The sequence below is a fragment of the Bacillus sp. FSL K6-3149 genome, assembly GCF_038630515.1.
Classification (GTDB): Bacteria; Bacillota; Bacilli; order Bacillales; family Bacillaceae; genus Bacillus; species Bacillus pumilus.
In genome coordinates this window covers 428307-444805 of record NZ_CP152034.1, presented here as the reverse complement: position 1 = coordinate 444805, position 16499 = coordinate 428307, and the positions used below count along the sequence as shown (strand labels likewise).

Here is a 16499-nt window from a genome sequence, read left to right as displayed (position 1 = left end):
TTTCATGTAAAATACAATGAGCAAGTTATCATTATTTTTAAGGAGAGCTTCCTTTGTTTCAAAATTGGATGAAGAAAAAAGTTGAACACACATTGGATCAACCTGAACAACATGAAACAATGACATCAGTTGACATGCCTGATATGGACTACTACTTTATCATGGGTGATGTACCAAAACAGGATGAGCACTTAACGAAGTCTTTAAAAGCGAGATTAAAGCCATTGGCGGACAAACATAAACGTAATGCCATTTTAACTTTGAATTATGATGCAAATGTGAAAGAACATATTCATAGCTTGGAGGAGACCCTTCTGCACCAAGTTGACATCTTGAATGTATTTGAGCACTATATTCTACCGGAAAGCGGAAGTAAAAGGCGTTACTCGGAATTTATCATCGGTACATCTTTTCAATCGATCAATGAAGCAGTGATGCCAGCAGAAGAATCAACAGTGCAGGTGACGAGATATGAACTGCCATCTTCCCCCGTTTGTTATATTGATCAATATAATGAAGAGCAGCAATTATTGAAGAGAGAAGAATACAACTGGCAGGGCGTTTTATGCAGAGTACAAAGTTTTGTACCTCATACAGGTGCAATATACTTAGAGGAATTGATCAAAGAGGACGGCAGCGTCTATATGGAGATCATCTATCATGGAGATGCAAAAAAGAATCCAGTTCGGCATATTAATTGGTATAAAAAAACAGGAATTCAAACTTTTACAAAGAAGACAGATATAAAGCAACGATGGTTATCTAGTATTCAAACACAAAATGACCGTTTGAAACTGATGATTACAGAAGACCGGGATCAAGACCGTCACCTGTTTAAAATCGATCAGCCCGAAACAACGTATTATGCTGCATTTGTACATGACGCACATTATGAAGAAGATCCGCATCAACTCAATTCTCAATATGAAGAATTATTTAAACAAATAAGAAAACAGCAAGTGGATGCCGTCTTCTTTGGAGATACTAAGCATAAGGTAGATGTTGAGAAGGCATTGGGAGAACAAGCCTATTTTTATCTTGTGCCTTCTGATGAAATGTCTCTTTGGAATACAACGCTACATCATATGCTCGAAAATCGTGAGCGTAAAGATGAACTGAGAAGGATCGTGGACCGCATGAAATGGGTTTTGCGTGATCTAAGCGCTGAACATCATGTTCTTCATCTTCAGCTTGAGCTGAAGGACGAAATGAGTCATGCGGATCATGTGCAAATCGATTTCGCAGGATATGATCGAGTGAATGGAGCTGAAATCATATCTCAAACAATCGATGAAAACCATCAAGTCAGCTTCCCAATTGGGCATTTTCAAACAAAGAAAAACATTGAAACCAATCAAACAAAATACGTTGATTTTTACATTCGTTTTAAAACAGAAGAACTTCAGGAAGTTTTGCAGCGTCTAGAAGTAGAGGAAGAGCTGCTCACCAATAAACCATCGTCAATCGATGGGTGGTCGTATCAAACGAAACAAGGAAACTATTCTTGGAAAGTAAAATAATGTGACAACACAACGGTAAGATTTCTGAACAGAGGAGATTAACGATTAATGATTGAAGAGGGAATTCATAAGAAGAGTGTCGTTGAAGGGTTAAAAAATCATCATGAGAAACTAGAAATGCTTATTCGCATCGACGATGACATGCCATTAACAGATAGAGAATTTTATTTGTTTATGAGGGAAAGGGTATCAAAACAAGAGCTTTTCCTTCCGCTTGTTCATCAAGAAGACAATCTATTTAAATTGGTATTGAGTGAACCATCGCTTCCGCTTGCATTAGAGCAGGGTCAGACATACAACCTGTATGTGACAGACTATCTGAGTGCAAACAAAGAAGAGGATGAGGACGAGCTTGAGGACTCAGCCTATGATTCTGATTCAGAAGAAGAGGAAGAAGAACTAAAAGAAACGGATCATGCCGAAGTAGAAGAGAAGACGCCATACTATAAACGCCGTTTAAAAATGGAAATAGAGAAGCCAGAGCTGACTTATTTAGAAAATAAAGACGCGATACTGTATGTCATCCCGTATCGTACGGATAAAGGAAATGCATCGTTTAAAATCAAGCGTGAGCTAAAGGTTGTGAAATTCAATCATATCGAGCTCAACAAAGAATGTACGTTATCTTTATCTGGTTATGCAGGCGTTCTCAGTGCAGAGCATCCTTATGAGATCAAGGATGTAAAACTTCTAGTGAAGAGAAATGGCGAAGAGCCAATTGAGCATCGCTTTCCGGTAAATATGACCCCAATAAAAGATGAAGTGGTCAAATACCGTGATGATCAACAGGTACCTCAGCTTTATCAATTTCTAGCAGAAGTTCCTTTAGAGGAATTGACCTATTCGTTAAACAAACGTATTGTATATCGCTTCTATTTTGAATTTATTTGCGATGTAGGTGGAGTAGAGGAGACTTTAACGACCACTTCTCTAGTCCTTGGAGATCGCTCAAACAAACTCAAAGGGCTTGTTCAAATTCATAAAAGAAATGATGTACCGATTCGATATGAGGTGTATCGAAAGAAAAAAAGACAAACGCTTGGTATTCGAATTAATGATTATACAATGAAAACACGTGCGAAGTACTATGTCAAAAGCAAGTGGAAGAAGTTCAAAAAGCAAATCGGTAAAATCAAAAAAGTCCGTAACCGTCTTGTAACAAGGACCTTTAAAACGACCTTTCAGCTGGCAAGCAAGCTGTCTGTGAAAAAGAAAACCGTTATGTTTGAAAGCTTTAATGGAAAACAATTTAGCTGTAACCCACGTGGGATCTATGAGTATATGAAAGAAAATCATCCTGAATATACGTTGATCTGGAGCGTGAAAAAAGGGCACGAAGCACCGTTTAAGGAAAAGGATATTTACTATATCAATCGTCTGTCATTGAAATGGATTTTTGCGATGGCAAGAGCTGAGTATTGGGTCGTCAACAGCCGTTTGCCGCTGTGGATTCCAAAACCAGAGCATACAACATACTTGCAGACATGGCACGGTACGCCGTTAAAACGACTGGCGATGGATATGGACGAGGTGCATATGCCTGGAACAAACACGAAAAAATACAAAAAGAATTTCACGAAGGAAGCGTCGAATTGGGACTACCTCATTTCTCCAAATGCTTACTCGACTGAAATCTTCACACGTGCCTTCCAATTTCAAAAGACCATGATTGAGTCAGGATATCCGAGAAATGACTTCCTTCACAATCAAAACAATGAAGAAACGATGAGAGCACTCAAACAAAAAATGAACCTGCCGCTTGATAAAAAATTAATCTTATACGCTCCGACATGGAGAGACGATCAATTTTATAAAAAAGGGCAGTACAAATTTGATTTAGACCTTGATTTGCATGAGCTGAGAGCCGCTATCGGAGACGACTATATCATCATTCTTCGTATGCACTATTTAGTAGCTGAAAACTTTGATTTAGGACCATATGAAGGCTTTGCCTATGACTTTTCTCATTATGAAGACATCAGAGACCTTTATATGATTTCTGATCTGCTCATAACAGATTACTCATCCGTGTTCTTTGATTATGCAAATCTCAAACGTCCGATGCTATTCTATGTGCCAGACATCGAAACATATCGTGACAAGCTGAGAGGCTTCTACTTTGACTTTGAGCAGGAAGCACCTGGACCTCTTGTGAAAGAAACAGCCAGCGTCATTGACTGGGTAAGAGAAACAGAACAGCCAACCTTTACTTTGCCAGCTTCATTCGCACCGTTTTATGAGAAATTCTGTTACTTAGAGAGTGGGGAGTCTTCGAAGCGTGTGGTGGAAGTGGTGTTTTCTGAAAAATAGTTTAAAAAGTACCGTTCTTCACCTTTGAACGGTACTTTTTTGTGTTTTTTATTCCAATGTACACATATTTAAAAGTTATGGTAAAAATAAAAAAACATAGAATTTTAACAGTAAACATGCTAAATTTAGATAAGATTATCCGGTAATGTAAATTTGCTGAAAATAATATAGAGGTGCTTCAATGTACAAACTTTATCATAATTTTTTAGAAATTCTTAATTTAGATGAACACAAGTTAGTTATATATATTGATAACATAGAGAAGTTGTGCACTTTTGAATTTAAAGAGCTAAATGTAAATGAGTCAAAGTGGATTTGTGAAATTGATGTAAAGGATCAGATGATTTTTGAATCCACAATAGACAATTCTAATGAAATGATCTATCTCTATGCAAAGGAGCATAACCTGTATATTGTCAAAGAATGCTCAGACATGATCCAGCCGGATCAAATACTCCCTATTGAAATTAACAATCAATTTGCTGATATTTATGTCAAGCAATTAGGGTTAGATCGCTACGGCTTATACAGCGGCGAAAAGGAATTGTTATTATTTTCAGGGCTGCTGAATGTAGATGAAATCAATTGCAATTATAAAATAGATTTGCCCATCGAAGAGGCAGATAGACGATTTGAGGATATCTCCTTTATTCAATACAGTGCTTTCCATTTTGTGATTACCTATGATTGTCAGAATAAGGAGCTAAATGTAAGGAAAATTTTGTTTGATGTGATGCAGGAACATAAAGATATTGAAGTGATTGTGAATAATCGTAATCAAATCAAAATTTTAAATAAAGTGACGGATCAAAAGAAAATCGTCAACTTTAGACTCGTTCCTAGATATCAGCCGCTAAAAGTTTTTGGTAAAGATACCTTAGACCAGTTCAAAGATGACAATATTCTTAATATCTTGGTGATTAATAAGCAAAGATATTACATCTATGTCAGAACGAATGGCGTATACTTAGTGAGAGGAAACCCATATCTCGTTACTAAACATACATCGAGATTACGCATCTTTAGTTTGTTTAATAGTTTTTATGTTTTTGGAAGATTGACGCATTATGCGTATAATTCAGACCAAAAATATGAATATCTTTACATTAGAAACTCTGAACATCAGCTGGCAAAATTTATAAGACCATTTAGAAAAATTAAATTCTTGAAAAGATATGGTTTCTTTAAAATTTCGTTAAATGATCTTGATTTAGACAGCAGAATCCACAATAACTTGTTCGTAGGAAATGATCACCGAATTATCCATAGTTTAAGGTTGAAAAAGAGGGATAAGAAGGTCAAAACATATATCACGAAAAAGAATGGGGACAAGCTGCAAGTCCTAAGAACCAATCTATTTGGAAATGTGACATCAACCATTATTCCTTATTCACAGGAATATTCTTTATTTAGTAAAGTGAAAATAAAAATAGCGAGTATCCTATCATCATTCTATAAAGACAAAAAGTATCGTGTGAATTTGTTTTTTGAGAAAAAGAGTGATAAAGCAGATGAATCAGCTATTAGAGTGTATGACTATGTACAGGAAAATTGTCAAACAGACTCAAAAAATTACTTTATTCTTAATAAGAAATCAAACGCATATCCAGCATTGAAAGCGAAATATGGAAAGGGTATCATACCGAAATATAGTCTCAGACATTATTTAAGTATATTTAATGCCAGTTATTTTATATCAAGTGAATTATCTAACCATGTTCTGAATGATAGGTTGTATATTGACCATCTCAGAGAGAGAATCATGAGTGTCCCACTCGTCTTTTTACAGCATGGCATTATGTTTGCTAAACCGGTTGATAATCCAATGGCCTTTGGATTCCATAAAGACAAGAATCAATACAATATTTATAAATCAGTCATCAGCTCTGAATTAGAGGCCGGTGAATTTTATAAAATGAACTATGATCGTGAGGATTTGATTTTGACAGGTCTGGCAACCTTTGATCATGCCAAATTAGTAGAAGGTGCAGATAAGATCGCCTTTATGCCAACTTACCGATATTGGGAAGAGGGACTTATTTATACGAATAGAATTGAAGAAACATCTTACTATAGAGTTCTAATTAAAATCATCAAAAGCTTTGAAGAAGCAGGTCTTCTTGATCGTCTGTTAATTGTACCGCATAACAAATTTTCACAGTACGTTTATCAAAATCTGCCTCAGTATAAACATATTATTTCTGATAACCCATCGGAAGCGCTAAAAGTGTCAAAAGTGTTTATTACTGATTATTCATCTGCTATTTATGATGCACAATATAGAGGTGCCTACCCTATTTTTTATTGGGAAGAAAAAGATTACTTGATTAGACAGTATAAGGCGATTCCTCCTGTAAACGATGAAAATGCACCAGGACCGATAGCATATAATACACAAGAGCTGATTCGAATCGTGAAACATGCGATCGATTGTCAGTATGTTGTGGAAGATGAATATAAAGAAAAATACCTGAAAATCAACAGCTTTAACGATAATCAGAATACGAAAAGAATTACGGATTTCTTAAAAGAACACCAAATTATCTAATATGTGAGGACCCTCTGAATCAACGATTGAAAGGATTCAGGGGGTTTTTGTCTTCTAGTTTGACGTGCATGACTTTTGTTATAAGATGAAATGTGTATCGTTATCTGTTACAATTATGAGCGGTGCTTTTTAAAAAAGTAATCCCAAAAACTTATATCTAAGGAAGATTAGAATGAACGCAATGTTGACGATATTAAAGGAGCAAATCAGCTCATTTCCGCTGATTATGCGACTTGCTGTTTATGAAACAAAATCAAAATATCAGATGAATTATTTAGGTGTTTTATGGCAGTTTTTAAATCCATTGATTCAAATGCTGGCTTACTGGTTTGTTTTTGGTCTGGGAATTCGCGGAGGACAGCCAATTGTCATTGGAGGGATGGAAGTTCCGTTTATCATTTGGATGCTGGCTGGATTAATCCCTTGGTTCTTCATTAGTCCGACGATACTTGATGGATCAAACAGTGTGTTTAAACGTATTAATATGGTATCGAAAATGAATTTCCCGATTAGTGCGCTGCCGTCTGTAGTGATTATGTCCAACTTGTTCAGCTACTTTGTCATGATGGGTGTCTATCTGATTGTGCTGATTTCCTATGGCATATATCCTGATGCGCATTGGCTACAATATATATACTATCTTATTTGTATGATCGCGTTTATGTTTTCGTTTAGTTTGTTTAATTCCACGATTAGCGTACTCGTGAGAGACTATCAATTTCTTTTACAATCAGTGACACGTTTACTTTTCTTTTTGCTGCCGATTTTTTGGAATATCTCAGAGAAGCTCACTGGAGACAAAGCATGGATCGGGGATATACTAAAATTGAATCCTCTTTTCTACATTATTGATGGTTTTAGAAATAGCTTGTTAAAGGGAGAATGGTTCTTCCATGATGTGAAATATACGCTTTATTTTTGGCTGATCACGCTACTTCTTTTAACAGTCGGTTCATTGCTTCATATGAAATTTAGGGATAAATTTGTCGATTTTCTTTAAAAAGTAAGGAGATTATACGATGAAACTAAAGGTTTCGTTTCGAAACGTATCCAAGCAATACGTCCTATATAAAAAGCAGTCAGATAAGATTAAAGGGCTGTTTTTTCCTAATAAAAATGAAAAAGGTTTCTTTGCTGTTCGTGATGTGTCCTTTGATGTATATGAAGGCGAGACGATTGGTTTTGTAGGGATCAACGGATCTGGAAAATCAACGATGTCGAATCTTCTTGCGAAAATCATTCCACCGACAAGTGGTGAAGTTGATATGGACGGTCAGCCTTCGTTAATTGCCATTGCGGCAGGGCTAAACAACCAATTAAGCGGGAAAGACAACATTCGCCTCAAGTGCTTGATGATGGGGCTGACGAATAAAGAGATAGACGAACTATATGAAAAAATCGTAGAGTTTGCGGATATTGGTGACTTTATTGATCAGCCTGTGAAAAGCTATTCAAGCGGAATGAAGTCACGTCTTGGCTTCGCCATTTCAGCGCATATCGATCCAGATATCTTGATTATTGATGAAGCGTTGTCTGTTGGTGACCAAACCTTCTATCAAAAATGCGTGGATCGAATCACAGAATTTAAAGAACAAGGGAAGACGATCTTTTTTGTCAGCCATTCCATTAGCCAAATTCAAAAAATCTGTGACCGAGTGGCTTGGATGCATTATGGTGAGCTTCGTATGTTTGATGAGACGAAGAAGGTCGTGAAAGAGTATAAGGAGTTTGTTGAATGGTTTAACAAGCTTTCTAAAAAAGAAAAAAAAGAATATCAATTGAAACACAAAGAAGGTCGCAAAGGTGTACAAAAAAAGACAGAGAAGGTGTCTCGATATGATGAGAACGGAAAACGACGTTCCTTTTTTGGACCAGCCTTTCAAGTGACGATAATAGCTGTTTTAACGATTTTACTTGCCTTATCGATGTTTTCGGATCGTCCACTTCGTACACTGGCGACGTTTGGCGCCATCCCAGCAGATAAGACAGAATCGCCTCAGTCAAAGAACCAGCTAACAAAAGGGGTGCCTGATATGAAAAAGGTGGATCGACAGACGCTTGTCACGGCAGATCCACTCACGGTGTACAAAGATCAAGCCATGAAAAAGAAGGCAGGTGTCACTTTGCCATTCGGGCAAGAGATACAAGCTGTCGCTGAAAATAAACAAACCGTTCAAATCAAAACAGCATCAGAGACGTATTTTGTCAAACCTGAAGGGCTTCAACCTGCAGAGGAATTAAAGTCTTTATCCATTGGACCTGGACAGTTCAACTCGTATGTATCGCCCGCATCTGCTGGCTCGTATGAGTATTTACTTTCTTTCCTTGGAAAAGAGGAATCTGTGCTTAAGCAAAAAATGCAAACGCTGAGCTCGATCAAAAGTGATCAAGGCGGTACGATTGAGCGATTGACCACAGAGAAAACTGACTATGTCATTCAAAATGGTCAAGCAAATGCTATTGTCTTTCATGAGGTGATGCCGATCTCTCCTTCGACACTTGGACTGACAGAACAGAAGGTTTGGATGAATGAGAAACAAACGAAATTCGCAGTAAAGGGCGAAAGCAATCTGTTTGTCATTGATAATGAACAGCATACACTGACGATTTCAGTGATGAAATAAAAAGCTGCCGATTCCGGCAGCTTTTTTTAATTCGCTTCTTCTTTTTCGAGAAGCTGTTTCATAAATGGAATGAGTTTCTTTTTCAGATCCTCATCTTGAAGGGCAAACTCGAGAGTTGTCTCGATGAAGCCTTGCTTCTCACCGACATCGTATCGTTTTCCTTCGAAATCATAGGCGAATACACGCTGGATATCATTCAGCTTTTGGATGGCATCTGTCAGTTGAATTTCCCCGCCTGCACCAATTTCTTGCTGATCAAGGTACATAAAGATCTCTGGCGTGAAAATGTATCGTCCTAAGATGGCTAGATTGGATGGTGCTGTACCTTGCGGTGGCTTTTCCACAAAGTTTTTCACTTGATAGCGGCGTCCTTCTTGTGTAAGAGGGTCGATGATCCCGTAGCGATGCGTATCGCTGTCTGCTACCTGCTGAACACCAATCACAGATGAAAGGGTCTTTTCGTATTCATCCATCAGCTGGCGAAGCCCCGGTGTTTCCGCTTGAACAATATCATCACCTAATAAAACGGCGAATGGCTCATCACCGATAAAATTGCGTGCGCACCAAACAGCGTGTCCAAGTCCTTTAGGTTCCTTTTGACGTATGTAATGAATGTCAGCAATGTTAGAGGATTTTCTCACCTTCTCTAAAAGCTCGCTCTTCCCTTTTTCTTCTAGGTTGCGCTCTAGCTCTGGTGCAAAATCAAAATGATCCTCAATGGCTCTTTTTCCTTTTCCAGTGACGATAATAATGTCTTCAATTCCTGATTCAACAGCTTCTTCAATAATATATTGAATGGTTGGTTTATCAACGATTGGCAGCATTTCTTTAGGCATAGCTTTTGTTGCAGGGAGGAAACGTGTCCCAAGACCTGCAGCTGGTATAATGGCTTTACGTACTTTTTTCAATGAACTTTGCACCTTCCTTACATAGATAACCGATTTAATCACTCAATGTTTGTTCGTGGTCGTCTGTTTAAAGTGTAACTTACAAATCATAGGAAAGACAAATGATTTCACTAAAATGAATTTTAGATAATTCATATTTTATATGTTAAATGTAAAGGAAAGAGAAATTTAACGTTAATTCAATGTAAATTTCTTTTTTTATACCATTAAATTTATCCTCCAAATTGTGTATAATTGAAAGTACTATACTAGGAAAGAGGATTAAACAAGTGAAAAAACTAAATGTAATGACTATTTTCGGTACTAGACCTGAAGCGATCAAAATGGCACCACTTGTCCTTGAATTAAATAAACATCCACTGATAAATTCGATTGTCACTGTGACAGCCCAGCACAGAGAAATGCTTGATCAAGTTCTTGAGGCTTTTTCAATTACGCCAGATCATGATTTAAACATCATGAAGCAGCGCCAGACATTATCTGAAATCACATCAAATGCACTGTTAAAGCTAGACCAATTATTTCAAGAAGAAAAACCTGATATTGTCCTTGTCCATGGGGATACTACAACAACCTTTGCAGGAAGCTTGGCAGCATTTTATCACCAAATTTCAGTTGGGCACGTCGAAGCAGGATTGAGAACACACAATAAGTATTCGCCGTTCCCAGAGGAATTGAATCGTCAAATGACAGGCACTATTGCCGATATTCATTTCTCTCCTACAGAGGAAGCGAAGCAGAATCTTTTAATTGAAAATAAAAAAGAAGAGACCATTTGTGTGACAGGGAATACAGCGATTGATGCCCTGCAAACAACAGTTACTGAGCATTATCAGCACCCTATTTTAGAGAAAATAGGCACGGATAAAATGATTTTGTTAACGGCCCACCGCAGAGAGAATCTCGGCCAGCCGATGAAAAATATGTTTAGAGCCATTAGACGTGTTGTAGAAGAGTTTGAAGATGTTCAGGTCGTTTATCCTGTTCATTTAAACCCTGCCGTACGTGATGCAGCTCAGACAGAATTTAGCGGTCTCGATCGTGTACACTTAATTGAACCGCTTGAAGTCGTTGATTTCCATAACTTTGCTGCCGCTTCGCACTTTATCTTAACGGATTCTGGCGGTGTACAAGAGGAGGCGCCTTCTCTAGGGAAGCCAGTTTTAGTGCTCCGTGATACAACAGAACGTCCAGAAGGCGTGAAAGCAGGCACACTTAAGCTTGCAGGTACGGATGAAGAGACCATTTACAAAATGGCTAAAGAGCTGCTAGTAGATCAGAAGGAGTATAACAGCATGTCGAAGGCGTCTAACCCTTATGGTGACGGACAAGCATCGAGACGAATTGTCGAGGAGCTCCTCCATCGATTTGGATTAAGTGAAGAAAAACCTGCCCCATTTAAATCATAAAAAAAGAAGACAAAGAGCTAAAATAAAAACCATTTTAGCCCTTTGTCAACAATCTGAGACTACATTCATGTAGTCTTCTTTTTTTTACTGCTCCAAACTGTCCTTCAATTCCTTCTTCACTTTAGCCAAACTGCTATCATCAAGCTGATAATAATAGATATTATTGATGCGTGCTCCCGTTCCTTTCAGCTCGTGCTGCTTCACACGCTGTCTTGCGTCACGGTAGTCATTCATCATCGTCCACATATCATCAAATGACATATTAGTCTTCATATTGTTTTCCACGACTTTGAACATATCGCCGAACTTTGTAATAGATGAAATGTTTGCCCCTTTAGCAATGATGCCTTCAATGACTTGACGCTGCCTTTGCTGACGTCCGAAGTCACCCTTTGGATCTTGTTTTCTCATCCTTGTGTAGGCGAGGGCTTGATCGCCATTTAGATTAATTTCTCCTGTACCAAATGAATGACCATCATAGCTGAAAGCAAATGTGCTGTTCACTGTAATGCCGCCAAGTGTATCGACAATATCCTTAAAGCTTTCCATATTGACTTTCACGAAGTAATCAACAGGTACATCAAGCAATTCCTCTACAGTATCAGCTGCCATTTGTGTGCCGCCGAATGCATAGGAGTGGTTGATTTTATCCATTGTGCCTTTTCCGACAATTTTCGTATACGTATCACGCGGGATACTCACCATCTCAGTCGTTTTGGTTTTTGGGTTAACGGTCATGTATATTAATGTATCCGCACGGCCGCGGTCATTTTTTCTTTCATCAACACCCATGACTAAAATAGAAATCGGGTCTTTCTTATTTAAATCGACATCTTTGTCACGCTTATCTGACTTCTTTAAATTCTCCTGAATGCCTGCCACGGTTGATGCTGCTGTATTCCAAAGATGATATGCATATCCGCCAGTTGCTAATACGAATAAGCCAATAATCGATAAAACAATCCAAAGAACCTTTTTCTTCTTTCGTTTTCTTTCAGCTCTCATAATGTCCCTCACCTTTTCTATGATTCTTCCATGATTATAGGTTTACGAATCTTGATAAACAAGTTATTTTTTTACTCTGAACCTAGATATAGACGTTGTAACAAAAAAAAGGTTTCAAAAAACCTTAAATTTACCTTAAAATATTAAGTTATAAGACGATACAAAGACATGAGGTGAAAAAAATGAAGAAAATCGTCGTTTTACCGTTCTTAATACTACTACTTGGTATCGTGCTCACAGCATGTGGAACGGCTGAGCAGTCCTCGGGAGAAAACAACACAAGCAGTTCAACTCCTCAGGTGCTGGAAGAAAAAGCTGAATTTATTGGAATGGCTGATGCACATACAGTCGAAGTGAAAAAAGTGAATACGACCTTAAGCTATGAATTTACGGATAATTTTAAAGATGTGTTAAATGAATTCAAACCAGGAGACAAAGTAGAAATCTCTTACTTTATCAATGACAGTGGTCAAAAGGAAATTCAAAAGATTGAAAAACAGAAGTAAAAAAGATGGGCGGGATGAACAAAATTGAAGAAAACAGGCTTTACACTTATTGTTCTCATGACAATGACTCTACTAATCGCACCCTTTCAGTCTGCCATGGCTAGCTCGACAATTTCAGTGAAATTGTCTAATTATATCGGAAATAAAAAAACGATGGATCTATCCACAGCTGGAGAATACAAGCTGTCAGGATCGAATGTGGCTGTCACGAAAAGATATGATGGCAAAAATCGATACGAAGTTGCCAATAGCATCGCATCTGCCGGCTGGAAGAATCCATCAACAGTTGTCATTGTGAGCCGTGATGCATTTGATCATGCCATTTCTGTATCACCGTTAGCTTACAAACTAGGCGCACCCATTTTGTATACAAACATTGAAAAACTAACAAAAACAACTGAAAACCAGCTGAAGAAAATGAAGCCGGATAACATCCTGATCGTTGGTAACACGAAAAGTATTTCAACAGCTGCTGAGAAATCTATTAAAAAGTATGGGAAAGTCAGACGCATTAGTGGAAAAGACAAGTTTGAAATCTCCCAAAAAATTGCTAAAGAAATGGGTAACTATAAGCAAGCTGTCGTTGTCGGTGGAAACTCATTTATGAATGGGATTGCGATTGCATCCTATGCATCGAGAAAGGGATACCCAATCCTTTTAACAAAAAAAGATTCCATTCCGTCTTACAAGCTGCCAAGCAAAGTCATCATCATCGGTAGTACGAAAAGTACGGGACAAAAAGTAGAGAATCAAATTAAAAAAACGTCACAGGTAACAAGAATCAGTGGTGCCAATCGCTATGAACTCTCTGTGAATATAATGAAGAAATTAAATATCAATGCAGATAAAGTTTATTTGGCAAAAGCCTCTAGCTATATTTATGCTATGCCGCTGTCTCAATTGGCTGCAAAGTCTAATAGTACTGTTGTGTATGTGAAACCGGATTCTGTCACAGCGTCACTAAAAAAACTGCTGAAAGAAAAGGGTACATATGCTTATCACCTTGCTGGTAGCACAAGTGCGATTAAAGATAGCTTGAAGAACTCATTAGCCAAACAAGTCTATCTGAAAAAAAATCAAAACTACCAATTGAATATTTCTAACGGAAAAATTTCATTAAAAGGCATAAAGACGTATAACAATGTAAGAGTTGTTCCTGAGAAATATTCAACGAAAAATATCCTTCAAATTGCAGGGAAGCCTTACCTAGGCAGCGTCAACTTTGCAATTGAATCAGGTTATATCAGGCCGACTCTCGAAAATATTCCATTTGAAGACTATCTAAAAGGCGTGGTACCAAATGAAATGCCTGCAAGCTGGCATGTTGAAGCGCTAAAAGCACAGGCAGTGGCCGCTAGAACGTATTCAGTGAAAAGTATTGGAAAAGTCGTACCTGATACAACTGCCTTCCAAGTATATGGAGGATATAACTGGTACACAAATTCGACAAAAGCTGTCGATGCCACAAAAGGGAAAGTACTGAAATACAACAATCAGCTCATTTCAGCCACCTATTATTCTAGTAATGGCGGATATACAGAGGCAAGTGAAGAAGTGTGGGCAAATGCACTGCCGTACTTAGTGGCCAAAAAGGATACAAAAGATCCGATCAATGCATGGACATTAAAACTCTCTAAAAAACAACTAGGCACAACATTGACTGCTAGTACAGCAGCATCTCAGTGGTCTAAGGCAAAAGAGACAAATGCAACGGATCTTGCTGGTCTCAAATCATGGCTGCTCAAAAACAAAGAAACAGCTGCATCTGATATGAAGATTGCATCCATCTCAAGCCTGACGTTCTCAGGAAAAACAAAAGGACAACGTGCGAAGACGGTATCAATCAAGCTGACATATCATCTGAAAAATAAAACAGGCACATATGCAGTAAACAAAAGTACAACGGCAAGTATGAAGATGACCGAGTTTAGATCCATCATGGGCGCAACAAAGGTGAAGAGCACATTTGCGTCAGTCAAAAACAATACAAATGACTTTACGATTTCAGGAAAAGGATATGGTCACGGCATTGGCATGAGCCAATACGGTGCCAAAGCTAGAGCTGAATCTGGAAACTCATATTCTTCCATACTTTCGTTCTACTATCCAGGTACAAAACTAACAAACTATTAAAGGGTTAAAGGAGGACATAGATGATGCGCTCAATCATGAAAACAGCCATCCTCAGCCTCATCGCCATTTTCGTTATTGTTCCAACAGCTTCAGCAGATAATTCAGTCTCACGAATTGATGGCGGAAGCAGATATGCTGTAGCAGCAAACGTAGCGAAAAAGGGATGGGGAACTGCAAGTACAGTCGTAATAGTAGGGAAAACTGCGTATGCGGATGCAACAGCAGGGATTCCACTTGCACACCAAAAAAATGGACCAGTTCTTTATACAAACAGTAAGAGTCTTTCAGGTGATACGAAAAAAGCCCTAAAGGCTTTAAAAACAAAGACAGTGATCGTTTTAGGCAGTACATCAAGTGTGTCAAATAACGTAATCAATGAAGTGAAGAAGATGGGCATCTCTACACAACGTATTTCAGGAAAAAATCGATATGAGCTATCTGCAAATATCGCGAAGAAAATGAAAAAGCCAGCAGGCGTCGTTGTCGTTGAAGGTTCCTTCTATGCTCATGGGATTGCAATTGCACCGGTAGCAGCACAAAAAGGTTTCCCGATTCTCTACACAGATAAAAAGGGACTTCGTTCTGAAATCGCATCTGTTGCAAAAGCAAGCAATGTCAAACAAACCATTGTAGTCGGCGGAGAAAATTACGTCACAAAAGCAGCTTATAATCAATTGAAATCTCCAACACGAATTAAAGGCTCCACTCGTTATGACGTTGCCGCTAATATTGTGAAAAAGTATAATATGAGCACGAACAATACCTATGTAGGAAGAGGGTTTGGCTACGCCACTTCATCTTCTGCTGCAGGGATCGCAGCGAAGCAAAACAAAGCATTGCTTCTAACGAATGAAAAAACATTACCAAAAGTAACAAGAGCAACCATTAGCAGTAAAAAAATCACCAAATTTACTGTCGTAGGCAGTGCAAATACGGTGACACCAACTGTTGTGAATCAATTGAAAAACCCTGTTGTCGGGAAAAAAGTATTCATTGATCCAGGTCATGGCGCACATGATTCAGGAGCTGTAGGCTACGGGTTATATGAAAAGAACTTGAATTTAGATGTAGCTAAGCGTTTAAATACGAAATTAAACAACGCGGGTGCACTTGTTACCATGTCAAGAACATCAGACACATTTGACAGTCTTCAAACACGAGTGAGCAAAGGTGCGTCAGCAAATGCAGATATCTTCATTAGTGTCCATGCAAACTCAAATGATAACAGCAGTGCAAACGGAACAGAAACGTATTATGACAAAACATATGCGTCTGCAAACAGCTTGAAGCTTGCGCAAAACATTCAGCCGAAAATGGTCAGTGCACTTGGTACAAGAGACCGTGGTGTGAAAACAGCTGGATTCTACGTGATTAAATATTCTAAAATGCCGAGTGTTCTTTTAGAAACTGGTTTTGTGTCAAGTCCAGTTGATTCAAACATCTTGAAATCGGCTACGTATAAAGATCGTTTAGCGTCAGGCATTTCAAGCGGTGTGTCAGGTTACTTTAGATAAGAAAATACAAACATGAGGGGTG

At 38.2% G+C, this 16499-nt stretch carries 11 protein-coding genes; 9 read left to right on the top strand and 2 right to left on the bottom strand.

Annotated elements, in window-relative coordinates:
• Positions 1–53: 53 nt before the first annotated feature.
• The 5 genes from MHB83_RS02315 (at position 54) to tagH (ending at position 9002) form a co-directional block, all read left to right on the top strand.
• Positions 54–1520, top strand: coding sequence for an alpha-glucosyltransferase N-terminal domain-containing protein (locus tag MHB83_RS02315; RefSeq protein ID WP_335365223.1), 1467 nt, complete (start codon positions 54–56; stop codon positions 1518–1520).
• A 48-nt stretch (positions 1521–1568) separates the two neighbouring features.
• Positions 1569–3830: a CDP-glycerol glycerophosphotransferase family protein gene (locus MHB83_RS02310; protein WP_342496594.1), complete on the top strand. Its 2262-nt coding sequence runs from the start codon at positions 1569–1571 to the stop codon at positions 3828–3830.
• Positions 3831–4011: 181 nt separating this feature from the next.
• On the top strand, positions 4012–6378 hold the full coding sequence (locus MHB83_RS02305) for a CDP-glycerol glycerophosphotransferase family protein (protein ID WP_212045595.1): 2367 nt from the start codon (positions 4012–4014) through the stop codon (positions 6376–6378).
• A 172-nt stretch (positions 6379–6550) separates the two neighbouring features.
• Positions 6551–7378: an ABC transporter permease gene (locus MHB83_RS02300; protein WP_003213689.1), complete on the top strand. Its 828-nt coding sequence runs from the start codon at positions 6551–6553 to the stop codon at positions 7376–7378.
• A gap of 19 nt (positions 7379–7397) precedes the next feature.
• Complete coding sequence (tagH, locus tag MHB83_RS02295; protein WP_342496593.1) at positions 7398–9002, top strand: teichoic acids export ABC transporter ATP-binding subunit TagH; 1605 nt, start codon at positions 7398–7400, stop codon at positions 9000–9002.
• Between the two features lie 26 nt (positions 9003–9028).
• Here tagH and galU read toward each other — a convergent pair whose 3' ends face one another.
• A complete protein-coding gene (gene galU, locus MHB83_RS02290) occupies positions 9029–9910 on the bottom strand; it encodes a UTP--glucose-1-phosphate uridylyltransferase GalU (RefSeq protein ID WP_034318540.1) in 882 nt (293 codons plus the stop codon).
• A gap of 269 nt (positions 9911–10179) precedes the next feature.
• On the opposite strand from galU, the gene wecB reads away from it, so the two are divergent.
• Positions 10180–11319, top strand: coding sequence for a UDP-N-acetylglucosamine 2-epimerase (non-hydrolyzing) (wecB, locus tag MHB83_RS02285; RefSeq protein WP_342496592.1), 1140 nt, complete (start codon positions 10180–10182; stop codon positions 11317–11319).
• An 84-nt stretch (positions 11320–11403) separates the two neighbouring features.
• Here wecB and MHB83_RS02280 read toward each other — a convergent pair whose 3' ends face one another.
• Positions 11404–12324, bottom strand: coding sequence for a LytR family transcriptional regulator (locus MHB83_RS02280; protein WP_050944362.1), 921 nt, complete (start codon positions 12322–12324; stop codon positions 11404–11406).
• Between the two features lie 182 nt (positions 12325–12506).
• Here MHB83_RS02280 and MHB83_RS02275 point away from each other — a divergent pair, with 182 nt between their 5' ends.
• From MHB83_RS02275 to MHB83_RS02265, 3 genes are read left to right on the top strand one after another with little or no spacing between them, the layout of a single operon-like run.
• Positions 12507–12830, top strand: coding sequence for a hypothetical protein (locus MHB83_RS02275; protein ID WP_003212891.1), 324 nt, complete (start codon positions 12507–12509; stop codon positions 12828–12830).
• Positions 12831–12854: 24 nt separating this feature from the next.
• Positions 12855–14963, top strand: coding sequence for a SpoIID/LytB domain-containing protein (locus MHB83_RS02270; protein ID WP_050944361.1), 2109 nt, complete (start codon positions 12855–12857; stop codon positions 14961–14963).
• Positions 14964–14986: 23 nt separating this feature from the next.
• Positions 14987–16477 (top strand): N-acetylmuramoyl-L-alanine amidase, encoded by a 1491-nt coding sequence (locus MHB83_RS02265; RefSeq protein WP_044140362.1) that lies wholly within the window; start codon positions 14987–14989, stop codon positions 16475–16477.
• Positions 16478–16499: the final 22 nt, after the last annotated feature.

Bases quoted from the DNA above. Each gene is read 5' to 3' on its own strand.
- MHB83_RS02310 (WP_342496594.1), top strand. From the start codon at position 1,569: ATGATTGAAGAGGGAATTCATAAGAAGAGTGTCGTTGAAGGGTTAAAA.
- MHB83_RS02305 (WP_212045595.1), top strand. From the start codon at position 4,012: ATGTACAAACTTTATCATAATTTTTTAGAAATTCTTAATTTAGATGAA.
- MHB83_RS02300 (WP_003213689.1), top strand. From the start codon at position 6,551: ATGAACGCAATGTTGACGATATTAAAGGAGCAAATCAGCTCATTTCCG.
- tagH (WP_342496593.1), top strand. From the start codon at position 7,398: ATGAAACTAAAGGTTTCGTTTCGAAACGTATCCAAGCAATACGTCCTA.
- MHB83_RS02280 (WP_050944362.1), bottom strand. From the start codon at position 12,324: ATGAGAGCTGAAAGAAAACGAAAGAAGAAAAAGGTTCTTTGGATTGTT.
- MHB83_RS02275 (WP_003212891.1), top strand. From the start codon at position 12,507: ATGAAGAAAATCGTCGTTTTACCGTTCTTAATACTACTACTTGGTATC.
- MHB83_RS02265 (WP_044140362.1), top strand. From the start codon at position 14,987: ATGCGCTCAATCATGAAAACAGCCATCCTCAGCCTCATCGCCATTTTC.